This is a genomic window from Streptococcus parasanguinis, assembly GCF_000963275.1.
Lineage (GTDB): Bacteria > Bacillota > Bacilli > Lactobacillales > Streptococcaceae > Streptococcus > Streptococcus parasanguinis_B.
Window position 1 is genome coordinate 1,262,802 of sequence record NZ_JYOW01000001.1, and the last position, 15,021, is coordinate 1,277,822.

17 protein-coding genes, 1 pseudogene and 1 riboswitch are annotated in these 15,021 nt (G+C 43.3%); of the genes and pseudogenes, 2 read left to right on the top strand and 16 right to left on the bottom strand.

Annotated features, from left to right (window positions below):
- Positions 1 to 44: 44 nt before the first annotated feature.
- From TZ97_RS06195 to trmL, 7 genes are all read right to left on the bottom strand, one after another.
- The gene (locus TZ97_RS06195) at positions 45 to 2,099 is read right to left on the bottom strand and encodes a cation:proton antiporter (RefSeq protein ID WP_045759756.1); all 2,055 of its coding nucleotides are present in this window, start codon (positions 2,097 to 2,099) and stop codon (positions 45 to 47) included.
- Positions 2,100 to 2,111: 12 nt separating this feature from the next.
- Positions 2,112 to 2,366, bottom strand: coding sequence for a hypothetical protein (locus tag TZ97_RS06200; RefSeq protein WP_045759757.1), 255 nt, complete (start codon positions 2,364 to 2,366; stop codon positions 2,112 to 2,114).
- Positions 2,359 to 2,916 carry a class I SAM-dependent methyltransferase gene (locus tag TZ97_RS06205; RefSeq protein ID WP_045759758.1) on the bottom strand — a complete coding sequence of 186 codons (558 nt, stop codon included), beginning with the start codon at positions 2,914 to 2,916 and terminating at the stop codon, positions 2,359 to 2,361. Before TZ97_RS06205 ends, TZ97_RS06200 begins: the two co-directional genes overlap by 8 nt.
- Complete coding sequence (locus TZ97_RS06210) at positions 2,900 to 3,859, bottom strand: TIGR01212 family radical SAM protein (protein ID WP_080934881.1); 960 nt, start codon at positions 3,857 to 3,859, stop codon at positions 2,900 to 2,902. The genes TZ97_RS06205 and TZ97_RS06210 overlap by 17 nt, the downstream gene beginning before the upstream one ends.
- A gap of 57 nt (positions 3,860 to 3,916) precedes the next feature.
- The gene (locus tag TZ97_RS06215; RefSeq protein ID WP_045759760.1) at positions 3,917 to 4,567 is read right to left on the bottom strand and encodes a phosphatase PAP2 family protein; all 651 of its coding nucleotides are present in this window, start codon (positions 4,565 to 4,567) and stop codon (positions 3,917 to 3,919) included.
- A complete protein-coding gene (locus TZ97_RS06220; protein ID WP_324252899.1) occupies positions 4,557 to 5,129 on the bottom strand; it encodes an ECF transporter S component in 573 nt (190 codons plus the stop codon). Before TZ97_RS06220 ends, TZ97_RS06215 begins: the two co-directional genes overlap by 11 nt.
- A 202-nt stretch (positions 5,130 to 5,331) precedes the next feature.
- Positions 5,332 to 5,481: riboswitch (FMN riboswitch) on the bottom strand.
- A gap of 80 nt (positions 5,482 to 5,561) precedes the next feature.
- Positions 5,562 to 6,104 carry a tRNA (uridine(34)/cytosine(34)/5-carboxymethylaminomethyluridine(34)-2'-O)-methyltransferase TrmL gene (gene trmL, locus TZ97_RS06225; RefSeq protein WP_003008338.1) on the bottom strand — a complete coding sequence of 181 codons (543 nt, stop codon included), beginning with the start codon at positions 6,102 to 6,104 and terminating at the stop codon, positions 5,562 to 5,564.
- Between the two features lie 333 nt (positions 6,105 to 6,437).
- Here trmL and trkA point away from each other — a divergent pair, with 333 nt between their 5' ends.
- Both trkA and TZ97_RS06235 read left to right on the top strand, forming a co-directional pair.
- Positions 6,438 to 7,793: a Trk system potassium transporter TrkA gene (gene trkA / locus TZ97_RS06230; protein ID WP_003008340.1), complete on the top strand. Its 1,356-nt coding sequence runs from the start codon at positions 6,438 to 6,440 to the stop codon at positions 7,791 to 7,793.
- Between the two features lie 5 nt (positions 7,794 to 7,798).
- A pseudogene (locus tag TZ97_RS06235) lies at positions 7,799 to 9,237 on the top strand (TrkH family potassium uptake protein).
- 75 nt (positions 9,238 to 9,312) lie between these two features.
- Here TZ97_RS06235 and yidD read toward each other — a convergent pair.
- From yidD to racE, 9 genes are read right to left on the bottom strand one after another with little or no spacing between them, the layout of a single operon-like run.
- Positions 9,313 to 9,555, bottom strand: coding sequence for a membrane protein insertion efficiency factor YidD (gene yidD, locus TZ97_RS06240; RefSeq protein ID WP_003008344.1), 243 nt, complete (start codon positions 9,553 to 9,555; stop codon positions 9,313 to 9,315).
- Positions 9,552 to 10,283, bottom strand: coding sequence for a pseudouridine synthase (locus tag TZ97_RS06245; protein WP_003005375.1), 732 nt, complete (start codon positions 10,281 to 10,283; stop codon positions 9,552 to 9,554). The genes yidD and TZ97_RS06245 overlap by 4 nt, the downstream gene beginning before the upstream one ends.
- Entirely contained in the window at positions 10,273 to 10,842 is a 570-nt protein-coding gene (gene scpB / locus TZ97_RS06250; RefSeq protein ID WP_023918890.1) for an SMC-Scp complex subunit ScpB, read from the bottom strand. The genes TZ97_RS06245 and scpB overlap by 11 nt, the downstream gene beginning before the upstream one ends.
- Positions 10,826 to 11,545, bottom strand: a complete 720-nt coding sequence (locus TZ97_RS06255) for a segregation/condensation protein A (protein ID WP_024055478.1) — start codon at positions 11,543 to 11,545, stop codon at positions 10,826 to 10,828. Before TZ97_RS06255 ends, scpB begins: the two co-directional genes overlap by 17 nt.
- Positions 11,545 to 12,276, bottom strand: coding sequence for a site-specific tyrosine recombinase XerD (gene xerD / locus TZ97_RS06260; RefSeq protein WP_013904017.1), 732 nt, complete (start codon positions 12,274 to 12,276; stop codon positions 11,545 to 11,547). Before xerD ends, TZ97_RS06255 begins: the two co-directional genes overlap by 1 nt.
- The gene (gene cbpB, locus TZ97_RS06265; RefSeq protein WP_045759761.1) at positions 12,273 to 12,734 is read right to left on the bottom strand and encodes a cyclic-di-AMP-binding protein CbpB; all 462 of its coding nucleotides are present in this window, start codon (positions 12,732 to 12,734) and stop codon (positions 12,273 to 12,275) included. The genes xerD and cbpB overlap by 4 nt, the downstream gene beginning before the upstream one ends.
- Positions 12,731 to 13,252 carry a metallophosphoesterase gene (locus TZ97_RS06270; RefSeq protein ID WP_045759762.1) on the bottom strand — a complete coding sequence of 174 codons (522 nt, stop codon included), beginning with the start codon at positions 13,250 to 13,252 and terminating at the stop codon, positions 12,731 to 12,733. The genes cbpB and TZ97_RS06270 overlap by 4 nt, the downstream gene beginning before the upstream one ends.
- Positions 13,228 to 14,205, bottom strand: coding sequence for a nucleoside-triphosphate diphosphatase (locus TZ97_RS06275; RefSeq protein ID WP_045759763.1), 978 nt, complete (start codon positions 14,203 to 14,205; stop codon positions 13,228 to 13,230). The genes TZ97_RS06270 and TZ97_RS06275 overlap by 25 nt, the downstream gene beginning before the upstream one ends.
- Positions 14,202 to 14,996 (bottom strand): glutamate racemase, encoded by a 795-nt coding sequence (racE, locus tag TZ97_RS06280; RefSeq protein WP_045759764.1) that lies wholly within the window; start codon positions 14,994 to 14,996, stop codon positions 14,202 to 14,204. Before racE ends, TZ97_RS06275 begins: the two co-directional genes overlap by 4 nt.
- Positions 14,997 to 15,021: the final 25 nt, after the last annotated feature.

Consider the following 15,021-nt stretch of genomic DNA (forward strand, 5'->3'; position numbering starts at 1 on the left):
ATTGAGAGGCTAGGACTTTTGTCCCAGCCTCTTTTACTCTTATCTCAACGATTCCGTGCATACTCGATCAAATCGTATGGAAGAGTATTGGCACTTTCTCTTAGGGAGTAGCTTTCTAATTCATTGACATTTTGTCGCATACGGCGCGCTTGCTTGGCAGTAATCAGGTGTTGCGCTTCATATTCAAAAATAATCTTACGCTCCAAATAATAGCCTCTCAACATTTCATCGATATTATTTGGTTTCACGCGATTAATAACCCGCTCCACAAAGGCCCCACTGGTAATAATAGCTGTCTCTCTCAGACGAGATTCTTGTAGGAAAGAAATCAAACTGCTCCGATAAACCCCCTTGAGGTCTTCCAAACTTTCGATGATGATTTCCGTATTGGCCAGATAAAGGGCCGCAATCTGGTCATAATCAATGGCCTCTAACTTGCTGTCTTCTCGGGTCCACCAGTTTCGCAAGCCAGACCCAAAAGTTAAGATCTCATGAACTAATAAACGCAAAAGGCGGAAAGACACCAAGAGGTAATAGGTTAAGCGAGACGAAAGATTGCGATTGACACGTTGCTCCATATTGCGAAGATAGCGTTGGTAGACGCGGTAGCCCCGCTCTCGAATCTTCCCTTCTTCATAAGCCTGTTCCAAGCCGTCACTTTCAATACTCAAAATCAGGAGCTTCAACTGTTCCCAGTCCTTTTGAATGAGCCTGTTTTCTTGGCCCAGAATCAAGTTTTCTATGCGACCATGGTAGTTATCAATCGCCGCATACAAGGGTCCCTTGTGCTTGCTATTCTTTAGGTCTGCTTCTAATTCCATGACGACATCATTTAAAATCGCGATCTGCATCAGGTAGTCATTGGTTTCTTCCTTGTCTTCTGATAATTTTGGAAGTACCACTAAGCCAGCAATAAAGCTGACAAGGGTAACTCCTGCCACTAAAAAGAGTAGGATAGGGTATTCTTTTTCGATCTTGGTTGGAATCAAAAGAATCGTCGCAATCGAAACCGTTCCCTTCACACCCGAAAAGGTCAGCAATAAGGCATCTTTTAGATAATTTCTCAACGATTTTTTTAATCGAACAGTTCGGTACCAATAAAAGAGGTAAACCATGACAAAACGAATCAAAAAGAGCAAGGCTGTCAACAAAAAGACAGAAAGAACTAAAAGCAGATTATTGTAAATGGGACTACTTAAGATGGGCTTGGAAATCATTTCCAATTCCATTCCTAAGATGACAAAGACCGACCCATTTAAGATAAAGTTGACCGTATTCCAGACAGTATGACTCACAGTATCTACCCGCGCTTCAAGGAGGGTAATGTGCTTAAAGCGACTGGCTTTTAGGATTCCTGACACAACTACTGCAATGATACCAGAGACATGGAGTTCTTCTGCAAGGAAGAAGGTCAACAAAGGGAGGCTTAGTTCTAATAACAATTCACTCGCAATATCACTAGCGCGAACACTCAAGAGCAAGGTTTGCAGCCACCGGTTCACAAAGGCCGTCAAGATCCCCACCGCAAATCCTCCAATAATGGAGATTCCTAAGGAAATCCCTGCCTCTCCAAGAGAGAAACTCCCGGTCGCAAGAGCTGCCAAGGCCACTCGAAAGGCGACTAGACCAGAGGCATCATTTAGTAATCCTTCGCCTTTTAAGATATTCGAAACCCGCTTTGGAAAGCTAAAGCGCTCAGACAGGGAAGCAAAGGCTACTAAGTCGGTAGGCCCAAGGGCTGCCCCAACTGCCATACAGGCTGCTAATGGAAGACTCAGCCACAAGGAGTGAGCTGCCCAGCCCAAACTAATGGTTGAGATAAAAATCACTGGGAAAATCAAATAGGGGATGATCCGCCAGTGCTTTAAGACGGAAGTAATATCTGCTTCTTCTGCTTCTCGAAATAAGAGAGGGCCAATGACCAAGGCCAGAAAGAGCTCGGTATCCAGATGAAAATTTTCTTCTGGCACAAAGAGAGCCCAACCAATCCCTAGTAAAATTTGAATCAAGGGTAGAGGAAGACTCGGCACAAGTTTATTCGTGGCATTTGAGACGATCAAAATCATCGAAAAGATCACTGCATAAAGGAGTAGTTCCATATCACTCCCTCCTTAGCGTTCTTGGCAACAGGTCTCAAATTGCTGTTTTAACTCCGCAATCTTTTGGTCTGTCTTGGTTACATCCTTGTGCTCAATCTTCTTTTGGGACCGTTCCATCTCAAGCGAAACCAATTTCTTTTTTATTTTGAGCATCTTTTTGGTCATATGGGCTTCATCATAAAAACCCATTGCACGCTCGTGGATGGTTGATTCGACAAAATGATGTCTCAATCCTTCAATTTTATTCTTTAAATATTCTTTATCCATGACGGTAGCTTTCTAATTTTTCGATCATGACCAAAAACGGTGGCTGATTCACTTGATTCAGTGTCCGGTAGATGGTCGCTGTATAGTCTTTTTGAGGGAGCTGACTGACAAAGTCCAGCACTGCATCACGCTCGATGTCTCCTCCCTCATGACCATAATAGATCATAATAGCCATTCGCCCACCTTTTTCTAGGCGAACACAAATTTTCTCCATCGCTTCAATCGTGGTAGCTGGAAGAGTAATGACCGATTTATCCGCAGATGGCAGATAACCCAGATTAAAAATAGCTGCTTTGATGGTCTCCACATATTGGTCCACATGCTGGTGGCCATCCAAAATCAACCGGACATGTTGAAGTCCCAACTTTTCCAATCTTTCTTGGGTATTGACAAGTGCCTGCTCTTGAATATCAAAGGCATAGACCTGGCCTGCTAGTTGGGCTAAAAAGGCCGTATCATGTCCATTTCCCATGGTCGCATCCACCACCACATTTTCTTTGGTGATGACTTCTGCTAAAAATTGATGGGCCATTTCAAGTGGTCGAAGCATCAGCAGTCTCCTTTTCTTCTAGCTTACATCCTTGGGTACTTCCACGCCGACGCATTTCAGTTTCAATGGCGTTTAGGACTTCCCATTTGTTGAGGCTCCACATAGGGCCAATCAACATATCCCGTGGCGCGTCCCCTGTAATCCGGTGGATGACAATGTGTTTGGGGATGATCTCCAACTGGTCACAGATGACCTTGACATACTCCTCCTGGCTCATGAGTTGAAGTCGTCCTTCATGATAGTCCCGTTGCATCCGTGTATTGGTCATCAAATGCAAGAGGTGTAACTTGATGCCATCAATTTCATTATCGGTCACACAACGGCGAACATTTTCCACCATCATCTCATGCGTCTCCCCAGGAAGGCCATTGATCAAATGGGAGACGATCTCTGCCTTGGGCACCTGTTTGCGAATACGCTTGACTGTTTCAACATAGAGATCATAACTATGGGCCCGATTGATCAATTTAGAAGTCGCTTCATAAGTCGTCTGAAGCCCCAACTCGATCGTCACATGCATGCGCTCTGTCAGCTCTGCTAGGTAGGCCAAGGTCTCATCTGGTAAACAGTCCGGACGCGTACCAATGTTGATTCCTACCACTCCTGGTTCATTGATGGCCTGTTCATACCGCTCTCGAATGACTTCCACTTTATCGTGGGTATTGGTGAAATTTTGAAAATAGACCAGGTACTTCTTCACATCTGGCCATTTCCGATGCATAAAATCAATCTCTTTGTAAAACTGTTCTCGAATCGGAGCTTCTGGGGCCACAATGGCATCTCCTGAACCCGAGACCGTACAAAAAGTACAGCCACCGTGGGCGACTGTTCCGTCTCGATTGGGACAATCAAAGCCCGCATCAATAGGGACTTTAAAGGTCTTTTCTCCAAATAAGGTTCGATAATAATCATTCAAAGTATTGTAGGATTTCATACCCTTCATTATAGCAAAAAAAGAGTCGAACTCAAAACGCGAGTTCAACTCCTAGTTGTTAGATGCTTATTTTTGCTTACCTGTAAAGCGCCATTGAAATCGCAAGCGATCATACAAGGGATACTCAAACTGTAAAACAGCGAGACCCAAAATCATACTGCCAAGAACGTCTGATGGATAGTGGACCCCGACATAAACGCGGGAAACCACAATGGTCACAATTCCCAGAACCAGCAAGCCTTGAAGGCAAAAGCGGGCTGTTTTATGTTTTACATGTTGGCTGATGATGATGATCAAACTTCCCAAAACAAGGCTAGATGCCAGTGAATGACCACTCGGGAAAGAAAAGCCTTTTTCCTCTACTAGATGAAGAATACTTGGTCTCGGTCTCTGGTAGATATTCTTTAGAAGAAGAACCAAAAGACCAGTCAATACCAGATTGCTCCCTAGAAAAAGAGCTTCGCTGTACCACTTCTTATAGGCAAAGACCGCCAGCAAAAGACCCACCCAGATGACAATGATCTTGGTATCCATGACATGGGTCACCTTGGTAAAGAAGGCCGTCAGTGCTGCAGGCAGATCGCCTCGAATAGCAGACTGAATCGTGCTATCAAAGCCTGTTAATTGTTGCGGGTAAAAGCGAATCACATACCCAAGAATGACAAAAATGAGAAGGGCGAAGCTTGCCTTCGCCCAATGTTGTTGTTTATTTTTCATATTTTTTTAAAATCGGTTGCAATAAGGTATAGATCAACCCAAATGCGATGGCCCAAATCACCCCTTCGATCAGGTTAAACGGTGCAACCATTGCGGCTAAATAGTGGACAAGCCCTAGTGTTTTCGAAATATCATAGTTCATAAAACGAGCATACAAAGGGATTGCATAGACATAGTTCACCAATACCATCGTGATACTCAAGCTGATCGTTCCAACAATCGTTGCCAAGACAAATCGACCATGGGTCCGTTCCTTGTTCCAAATCCATGCAAAAGCAAGAACAAAAACAAGAACTCCAATGATATTGATTGGTAATCCGATCAAGGTTTCAAGCCCCTTATTATTAAGGGCTAACTTAAGGACAGATCGGATCAAGGTCACCCAAACGGCACTTTTAAAATCCAACAGGACCAAGGCCAACAAAATGGCGATGATACTCAAATCAATTTTGAAGAAATCTATCAAGAAAGAAAATTGATAGAACATCAAAATAAAAGATAAAGCGGATAAAACAGCCACTAGGGTCAGTTTACGTGTATTTGTCATAACAGGTTCCTCCAATTTTTTAAAAATTAGAGAAGCTGGAAAGACGTCTACTCCATCATTCTACTCTAAACTATTTAAACAAAGCTTAAACTAGAAAATATTCTAGTTACTTTAGCTGGTCTCCATCGAAACATGCCGTTAGTCAGTCTTAGACCCTAACGTTCCATTTTCATGCATCAGCTCTAAACAGATCAGAATAGATGTCAGTCTATTCGTCTCTCGTCTTCTCCCATCCAGACTATACTGTCGGTTGTGGAGTCACACCACATCAGCTTGCGCTCGCGGACTTCTTTTAGAGTATGGAAAAGAACATTTCCTAGTAAAAGTCACCGCCGGTCGGGAATTACACCCTGCCCTGAAGACCCTTTTATGATAACAAAAAAAACTTGCCTAGGCAAGTTTTTGTAACGTCATGGATTACATCGTTCGGGTTTTAATTTTTCGTTCTTATTTGAGCTTGTCGTGCTCATAACGATGGCTCAACTCCAGCCCCTTAAAACCTTGCTGGCGGAGTGCCTCATAGACAATCATGCAGACAGTATTGGAGACATTTAAACTACGGACATGCTCATCATTCATCGGAATGCGAATGGCCTTCTCCTCGTGCTGGCGCATAAAATCTTCCGGCAAACCTTTATCCTCGCGTCCAAACAAGAAATAATGGGACTTCCCATCCTGATAAGAAACATCCGAATAGGTCTGATTTGCAAACTTGGACACTAGGTGTACCTGACCGTCGCGCGCCGCTTCCATAAACTCTTCCAGGCTATCATAAAAGCGGACATCCAGCTTGTCCCAATAATCAAGTCCTGCTCGCTTCATTTTGCGATCATCGATCGGAAAAGCCATGGGGCGAATGATATGTAAGGGGGAATTGGTCGCCGCACAAGTCCGTGCAATATTTCCCGTATTTTGTGGAATCTGAGGTTGGAACAAGACGATGTGGTTTTGAGCAGCTGACTCTTGGTAGTCCAGTTCTTCAATATTCATACTCGATCTCTTTCTGATAAAAAAATAGCCACACTGCCCGGAGTCAAGCTCAGCAAACAGCGTGGTTACAGCTTCATTAACTTAACTCACAACAGGTTTGAGGTAAATCAACGAAGGTACTTTCTAAGTATAACACTTTTGAAGCTCCTGTCAATAGTTTTTTTAGATTTTTTTAAGAAACTTTATCAAAGTTTTCAATCCCTCCTAGCTCTACTCTTTTGACGATTTCTCCTACTTGTTCTTAGCTTCTCAAAATTCCACCAGAAAATCCTTAAAAAAGATGAATTTTTCTTGAAAATAGAGTATGATAGAAGCATACTCTGGAGGTATTCTATGAAAATTATTGTTGTTGGTGGAGGAAAGGTCGGAACGGCCCTTTGTCGTTCTCTCGTTGCTGAAAACCACGATGTTATTTTGATCGAAAAAGACGAATCCGTTCTTAACCATATTACCAAACGGTTTGATATCATTGGAATTTTAGGAAATGGGGCAAACTTCAAGATCTTGGAGCAAGCAGATGTTGAAGACTGCGACATCTTCATTTCCATGACCGAGTACGATGAAGTGAATATGGTCTCTGCTGTTTTGGCTAAAAAAATGGGAGCCAAAGAGACTATCGTTCGGGTGCGGAATCCGGAATATTCCAATTCCTACTTCAAGGAAAAAAATATCTTGGGCTTCTCCCTAGTTGTCAATCCGGAATTGCTGACAGCTCGCTATATTGCCAATATCATTGACTTCCCAAATGCCCTTTCTGTGGAGCATTTTGCCAATGGCCGAGTTGCCTTGATGGAATTTAAAATCAAGCCAGATAGCAATCTCTGCAATATGAGTCTATCCCAATTCCGGAAGAAATACGGAAATGTCATTGTTTGTGCAATCGAGCGTGGCAACGAACTCACCATTCCAAACGGAGACTTTGTCTTGCAACCTCAAGACAAGATTTTCGTAACAGGTAATCGGATCGAGGTCGTTCTCTTCCACAACAATGTTCGCCCTCAGGTCATTAAGAGCATGATGATCATTGGTGCTGGGAAAATTGCCTATTACCTACTCAACATTCTTCAAGATGTGCGCCGCAAGATCGATCTCAAGGTCTTAGAGGTCAATCGCGAACGGGCGGAATTCTTTAGTCAGGAATTTCCTGATCTCTATGTCGTCCATGGAGACGGAACTGCTAAAGACATTCTTTTAGAAGAGAGTGCCAATAACTTCGATGCTGTGGCTACTTTGACAGGGGTCGATGAAGAAAACATCATCACTTCCATGTTCTTGAATTCTGTCGGAGTCAAAAAGAACATTACCAAGGTCAACCGAACTAGTCTGCTAGAGATCATTGGCGATCAAGATATGACCAGTATCGTTACGCCAAAACGCATCGCTGTAGATACCATTATGCACTTTATTCGTGGACGCTACAATGCACAGTTCTCAAACCTAGAAGCCTTGCACCATGTCGCAAACGGCCGGATTGAAACCTTGCAGTTCCAAATTAAGGAAGACAATAAACTAACCCAATATCCCCTCTCTGAATTGAAATTGAAAAAAGGCGTCTTGATCGCTGCCATTATTCGAGACGGCAAGGCTATTTTCCCAAATGGAGATGACCGTTTGATGGTAGGAGATCGGATTATCGTAACCACCTTGATTCAAAATGTCACAAAAATCTATGATCTACTTGAGAGGTAAGCCTGATGAATAGAAGCATGATTCGTTACCTCTTGTCCAAGCTCCTCTTAATCGAGGCAGCTCTCCTGATCGTTCCCTTAGTCGTCGCTACGATCTATCAGGAACCTGCCAAGGTCTTTGTCTCTATTGGGGCAACCATGGCCATCTTACTTGGGCTGGGGCTACTTGGTAGTTTTCACAAACCAAAGGACTTTCACATTTATGCTAAAGAAGGAGTCCTGATTGTAGCCCTCTGTTGGATCCTCTGGTCCTTCTTTGGCGCCCTTCCCTTTGTCTTTTCGGGACAAATTCCCAACATTATCGATGCCTTCTTTGAAGTCAGCTCTGGCTTTACAACAACAGGGGCAACGATATTAGATGATGTGGGTGTCCTCACCCATTCTCTCCTCTTTTGGCGCAGTTTCACCCACTTGATTGGGGGGATGGGAGTATTGGTCTTCGCCCTTGCAATTATGGACAATAACAAGAACAGCCACCTTGAAGTCATGAAGGCAGAAGTTCCTGGTCCAGTTTTTGGGAAGGTCGTTTCCAAATTAAAAAACACAGCTCAAATCCTCTACTTCTTGTACTTGGGCTTGTTCTTCCTCTTTGTGGTTCTTTATTTCCTTGCTGATATGCCCCTTTATGATAGTTTTGTCATCGCCATGGGAACGGCTGGAACCGGGGGCTTTACCGTTTTTAACGACGGAATTGCCCACTACAATAGTAGTTTAATCACCTATTTGGTCAGTATCGGGGTTTTAGTCTTCGGGGTTAACTTTAACCTCTACTACTTCCTCATGATCCGAAAATTCAAGGCCTTCTTTAAAGATGAGGAATTGCGGACCTATATCACCATCGTCCTCGTGTCCAGTGTCTTGATCGCGTACAATGTCCTTCATCTCTATGCCAATGTCGCTAAGAGTTTTGAGATTTCCTTCTTCCAAGTTTCCAATATCATCACCACTACCGGTTTTGGTTATGGAACGACGGAAAAATGGCCTCTCTTTCTCAGTTCATCCTCTTGATGCTGATGGTTGTAGGTGGTTCTGCTGGATCGACCGCCGGGGGGCTAAAAGTCATTCGGTGCTTGACCTTATGGCGAATCGCAAAAAATCAGGTTCTTTCGACCTTGTCTCCGAATCGCGTTCTGACCTTGCATGTCAATGATACGGTATTGGATAAGGATACACAGCATCAGATCCTCAAGTACTTTACAATATACAGTTTTATCACGATCGGCCTACTCTTTGTAGTCAGTCTAGACAATAATAACTTCATGACGGTTGTCAGCGCTGTCTTTAGTTGTTTCAACAACATTGGACCTATGATTGGAACAGGTCAAACCTTCTCCATCTTTAGTCCGATTTCAAAACTGTTACTTTCCTTAGCCATGATTGCCGGACGGCTTGAAATCTATCCAATGATTCTACTCTTCCTCCCTAAAACATGGTCTAAACGCTGATAGACAACTCTTTTACAAAATCAACACCCTTAGAAAAATAATTTCTAAGGGTGTTTCTGTTTATTTGCGATCGTCCTATTTTGATTCTTCATTTCGCTTCAGACTAAAATGGTCTGGCAAGGGGTCTGGTCCCGCCTGGCTTCCAGGATGGCAACGTAGAATCCTTGCAATCCCCATCAAGACACCTTTCACACCAAAACGCTCAATCGCTTGGATCATATAAGTGGAACAGGTCGGTTGAAAGCGACAAGAAGGCGGAAATAGGGGAGAGATCCATTTTTGATAGCCTCTGACCAGCGCAATCAGGATTGTTTTCATGCTTTTTTAGATTTAGTCACTGCTAGATTGTGCAACTGGCTGATTTCTTTTTTGTTCAAGCGACGGTATTCACCCGGACGTAGTCCTGAGACGTCCAAATTTCCAAACTGGGTCCGGGAGAGTTTATCCACTAAAAGTCCCACCGCTTCAAACATCTTTTTAACCTGGTGGTTACGCCCTTCATGAATGGTCAACTGAACCACTGAACGGTTCTTTTCGACATCCACTTTTAAGATCTCGTAAGTCGCTGGCTTGGTTTTCTTTCCATCAATGGTCACCCCTCGCGTCAAGGGACGCAAGTTTTCCTTATTGGCAATCCCTTTGACACGCGCCACATAGACCTTATCAATTTCATTTCGCGGGTGAATCATCTCATCTGTAAAATCACCATCATTGGTCAAAATCAAGACACCAGATGTATCCCAGTCCAAACGTCCCACTGGGTAGATGCGCTCTGGTACTTGAGATAAAAGGTCAACGACTGTTGTCCGCCCTTTATCATCCGATACACTAGAGATGACGCCACGTGGCTTATTTAAAAGATAGTAGACCTTTTCTTCGTTATAGATTGGAGTCCCCTCTACTTCAACCTGATCACCGGTTTTAATGATGGTCGCTAATTCACGCACAACTTGGCCATTGACCGTCACCAAGCCTTGCTTGATCAGTTCTTCGGCCTTGCGACGACTAGCCACACCTGCATGGGCAATATATTTATTAATTCTCATCTAGTTCCTCTGTTCTCTCTGAAAATAATTGACCTTCTTCTGGATCGATGTCCACTTCCTCAACCTTTGGCAATTCCTCCAAATGATTGATCCCCATGTAATCCAAAAAATACTCCGTCGTAACATACAAATTAGGACGCCCGATGACTTCTTTTTTTCCATCTTCACGGATCAGATCAAATGACAGTAGTTTGGTAATAGCACCACTGGAATTGACGCCTCGAATGTCATCGACCTCCACGCGGGTGATCGGTTGCTTATAAGCAATGATTGACAAGGTTTCAAGGGCAGCCCGAGACAAACTTTGGTTCATAGGCGTTCTAGAATAGTCTCGTAAAACCGAAGCGTAGTCTGCCTTTGTCACCAATTTATAACGGGAAGCTGTCTCCATCAAACACAGACTGGTATCTGAGTCCTCCTGGTATTTTTGGGCCAATTTTTCTAAACTTTGCACCACACCTGTTGGGGGTAAAGAGAGAAGATCTGCGATTTGTCTGGCAGTAATTCCTTCTTCACCCGCTACAAATAAGAGTGCTTCAATTTCAGCTAATTTGCTCATGTTCAATCCTATTTAAGTAAATTTCTCCAAAAGCCCTATCCTGTACCACTGTGACCTCTTGAATCTTGATTAATTCAAGGGTTGCAAGAAATAGGGTAATGACCTCTTGGAGATCCGCTGCTTCTAGAAACAAGTCCTGCAAGAGAACTTGTGAACGATCGTGGAATCGGTGACGCAGCTGGTCCATCAGATCCTCAATCTTGTATTCATCCTTTACAATGGTTGTATGGTTCTGGCGGAATTCTTCTTTTTTCTTGGTCAATAGTTTTGAGAAAGCCAAGAAGAGATCCACCGTGGTGCGATCATGAAGCAATTCGGTATCGTCATAAACCAATTCCATCTTTGGTTTCGAATAATAGAGGGCGCGCTCCTCGTGCTGCGAGGCCATCAACTCTCCTAATTGCTTGTAAGTACGGTACTCTTCCAATTGAGAAAGGAGGTCCTGCTCTAGATCCTCTGCTTCATCCATCTCCTCTGCGACCTTAGGAAGAAGTCTACGACTCTTGATCAGGGTTAATTGACTAGCCATCAGCATGTATTCTCCTGCTACCTCTAGTTTCATAGCCTGGAGGGTCGCCAGATAAGCCAGATACTGTTCGATCACCTCAATCAAGGGGACCTCATAAATATCCATTTGGTATTTAGAGACCAAGTGGAGCAAGAGGTCCAAAGGCCCTTCAAAATCTTTAATTTTAATATCCATTATTTATATTTTTCTAATGTCACCATGGTTTTTAGGCCCAATTCACGCGCAATACTAAAGAGATCCACACCGAGTTCACGTTGTTTCAAAATATATTGCTCACGAATCGATTGCGCCGAAAGGTCTTGATTCCCTTTTTCGATCAAGAAGGCTTCTAATTGTCGGAATCCCCACTGACGGGAGTAGCATTTTCCTTTATTATCAAAGAGATAAATACCATCTAGGAAGAGTTGCAATTCATCCAGTAACGGCTCTGGAACCTTTAAAACCCGTTTTTGGCCATCTTTGCCCACTCGAATGACATGAAAGTCCAGCTGAATATCTTCGACTTTGACTTGGAGGATCTCACTTGGCAACAAGCCCATCTCCAGAATCAACAAGGCCATCAAGCGTCCCTGTGGGTTAGTTGATTCTTCCCAAAAATGGGTCAGATCCAACAATTCCCGATCATGGGTCTTGGCCGGTTGAATTTTAGGCAAGACCAAACGATGGTATTCAGAAATAAAGCGTTCTTGATACAAATAATATAAAAATTGGTTGACGGCAGATAATTTTCGTTTTTGAACCGCCGGTTTAAAATCTTTAATCGAAGCTTGGTAAATTCTCAAATTTGTCGGTGTCACTTTTCCATGGATCGACTCAATAAACTGGTCCAAATCATAGAAATAGGCAGATTGAGAATTTTCACTTAATTCTTTTTGATCAATAAAACTTGCAATAAATTCTTTCATTTTGGAATCATCTCGTATTCATTTGAAAAATCATGCATGAGCGAATTGATGGCTTTAAGAATCGATTTCCGTGTAATAATCCCTTGGAAATAGCCTTCTTCATCCACCACCGAAAGGAAGGAGTCATCCACCAACTTGTGCAGGACTTCTGTCAAATTGAAGTCTAAGCCGATGACCCCGACCTCTTTTTTTGCAACGTCTACGATATCCATCGAAGCAAAAGTCTCCTCAGGAATCTCGTGTTTCAATTGATAAGATAGAATATCCGTTAGGGAGATCGTCCCCACAAACTTGCGTTCATCCGTCACTACCGGAATACGACTATAGCTAATCTGGCTCAACAACAAGACAGCATGGTCTACATTGTGGTTATCAATCAAGACCGCTAAATTTTTGGCTGGAGTTAAGAACGTCTCTTCCTGCGCCAGCAAGAAACGTTCAAATTCCTTTGCTATCATCTGCTAAACTCCTTTGTCAATTCAGGATACAATACATGGTCTCTCGTATAATACTCTACCTTGTAATGAGAATCATCTATCTCAATTTTAGCATAGAGACACTCTCGAATCAGACCACGTGGTTGACTAACGGATCCAGGATTCACAAAGAGGGTTCTTCCTTCCTTCCAAGCATCTGGGATATGAAGGTGGCCGTAAAGACAGATATCTGCTTCTTCCTCTTGGGCCCACAGATCCAATTTTTGAAAACTAAAATTGATCTGGAAGAGATGCCCATGGGTCTGGATGATTCGTGTTGGCCCTAGTTGGGTCACCAAGCGTTCTGGATAGCCCTCATAAAAATCCATGTTTCCTTGGACAACGTGGATCCCTTCCCAGACAGGATCGTCACTTTTTAGCTCAGAATCCCCATTGTGAAAGATCCCATCGACCTTACCTAGGTATTTTTCTTTAATAGCTTCTACGATGGAACGGTCTCCATGCGAGTCACTCATCACGATGATTGTTTGCTTTGCCATGATGGAAATACCTCCAATAATTTTTTAACAGCTAAAGCACGATGCGATTGTGTATTTTTTTCCTCAAGTGTTAATTCAGCGGCAGCACGGCCCGTTTCCCCAACTAAGAAGAGTGGATCATAGCCAAACCCGTTTTCACCCTTAGGTTCAAAATTAATATAGCCTGGCCAATCAGCTTCCACCACCAAGCTTTCCTTGCCTGGCCTTGCGACCACCAAGGTCGAATGGAACTGGGCTGAACGGTCTTTCAAGTCAAAGACCATGGCCAATTCGTGCAACAATTTCGCATTATTTTCCGCATCTGTCGCACCAACTCCCGCAAAGCGAGCTGACCAAACTCCTGGTAAGCCTCCCAAGATATCTACCTTCAAACCTGAATCATCCGCTAAGACTGTTTTCCCAGTTAGCTCTGCGATGGTTTCAGCTTTTAGCCGAGCATTCTCTTCAAAGGTCATCCCTGTTTCTTCGACTTCTGGAAGCTCTGGGTATTGATTGAGATTTTCTACTTCAAAGCCCAGCTTTTCAAACATATTACGGAATTCTTTGGTTTTTCCCTCATTTCGAGTTGCAATAAGAATCGTATCTTTGACCTTGTCTTGACCCAAGAAGGCTTCCAAATCCAGCCCATCACTTGGCAAATGCAAATAGAGCAATTTCCCTTTTTCAACCAAGAGTAAGGCTCCTTGACGCTGGATAATTTCAAAAGATCTTCCCTTGACTTCATTCAAGATTTCAGTCAAAAAGGTTAGAAAACGAAAGGCTGATCCATAGCGCATCACCGATAGATTGAGAGGAAATCCTTCAGGATCCTTGGCAAAGAGAAGTTCCAGCTGGTCTAAAAGAGTGGAAGCTTCCGCAGGAACTTGACTAAATTGGTTGTAGTCTGCATCTTCTCCCCATTGGGCAATATACCAATCTTGGGAATCTTTGTATTCAAATAGTTTGTCACTCATAAATTTACGTGCTCCACATTCACTGAACGTTCTAGCCATTTTTCGGCAATCGCTGCAAAGCTATTAGCATTTGCAGTGGTATAAAAGCGGTAGGTCTGCTCTAAGAGTTCGCGGCTCTTATTGAGCTCAAAATAGTTTAATAAAACGGAGATATCCCGAACACACTCTGCCCCACTATCAATCAATTTGACATCCGGTCCCATCACATTTTGAATGATCGGTTTTAAAAGGGGATAATGGGTGCATCCCAAGACCAAGGTATCAACCTTTCCAACTAGTGGTTTTAGGGTTTCATAAACCACCTTTTTGGTCACACTGGATGCCAACTCGTTTGATTCCACTAAAGGAACAAACTTGGGACAAGCTAAACTGCTGACTTCCATGTCTGGTGCTAGACTTTGAATCTTCTCTTTATAAATTCCAGAAGAAACCGTCATCGGTGTCCCAATGACCCCAATTTTTTGATGGGTCGTCGATTTAATGGCTGCAGAAGCTCCGGGCAAAATCACTCCTAAAACAGGAATATCAAGTTTCTCCTTGACTTCTTCCCAAACCACTGCCGTCGCTGTATTACAGGCTAAGACAATCATCTTGACATTTTTGGTCAGAAGGAAGTTCACCATCTGCCAAGTATACTCGCGAATTTGGTCTGCTGGTCTAGGACCATAAGGTGCACGCGCTGAATCTCCAATATAGACGACATCTTCGTGAGGAAGCTGACGGAGCAATTCGCGGACAACAGTTAGGCCCCCTACTCCAGAATCTAAAAAACCAATCGGTCGGTTATCCATATCTCTTCCTTCCAAAAGGAGGGAC

Bases quoted from the DNA above. Each gene is read 5' to 3' on its own strand.
- trmL (WP_003008338.1), bottom strand. From the start codon at position 6,104: ATGAATATTGAAGAACTGGACTACCAAGAGTCAGCTGCTCAAAACCAC.
- TZ97_RS06205 (WP_045759758.1), bottom strand. From the start codon at position 2,916: ATGCTTCGACCACTTGAAATGGCCCATCAATTTTTAGCAGAAGTCATC.
- TZ97_RS06270 (WP_045759762.1), bottom strand. From the start codon at position 13,252: ATGGCAAAGCAAACAATCATCGTGATGAGTGACTCGCATGGAGACCGT.
- TZ97_RS06200 (WP_045759757.1), bottom strand. From the start codon at position 2,366: ATGGATAAAGAATATTTAAAGAATAAAATTGAAGGATTGAGACATCAT.
- racE (WP_045759764.1), bottom strand. From the start codon at position 14,996: ATGGATAACCGACCGATTGGTTTTTTAGATTCTGGAGTAGGGGGCCTA.
- TZ97_RS06275 (WP_045759763.1), bottom strand. From the start codon at position 14,205: ATGAGTGACAAACTATTTGAATACAAAGATTCCCAAGATTGGTATATT.
- TZ97_RS06210 (WP_080934881.1), bottom strand. From the start codon at position 3,859: ATGAAGGGTATGAAATCCTACAATACTTTGAATGATTATTATCGAACC.
- scpB (WP_023918890.1), bottom strand. From the start codon at position 10,842: ATGAGCAAATTAGCTGAAATTGAAGCACTCTTATTTGTAGCGGGTGAA.
- yidD (WP_003008344.1), bottom strand. From the start codon at position 9,555: ATGAAAACAATCCTGATTGCGCTGGTCAGAGGCTATCAAAAATGGATC.
- cbpB (WP_045759761.1), bottom strand. From the start codon at position 12,734: ATGATAGCAAAGGAATTTGAACGTTTCTTGCTGGCGCAGGAAGAGACG.
- trkA (WP_003008340.1), top strand. From the start codon at position 6,438: ATGAAAATTATTGTTGTTGGTGGAGGAAAGGTCGGAACGGCCCTTTGT.
- TZ97_RS06255 (WP_024055478.1), bottom strand. From the start codon at position 11,545: ATGGATATTAAAATTAAAGATTTTGAAGGGCCTTTGGACCTCTTGCTC.
- TZ97_RS06195 (WP_045759756.1), bottom strand. From the start codon at position 2,099: ATGGAACTACTCCTTTATGCAGTGATCTTTTCGATGATTTTGATCGTC.
- TZ97_RS06245 (WP_003005375.1), bottom strand. From the start codon at position 10,283: ATGAGAATTAATAAATATATTGCCCATGCAGGTGTGGCTAGTCGTCGC.
- TZ97_RS06215 (WP_045759760.1), bottom strand. From the start codon at position 4,567: ATGAAAAATAAACAACAACATTGGGCGAAGGCAAGCTTCGCCCTTCTC.
- xerD (WP_013904017.1), bottom strand. From the start codon at position 12,276: ATGAAAGAATTTATTGCAAGTTTTATTGATCAAAAAGAATTAAGTGAA.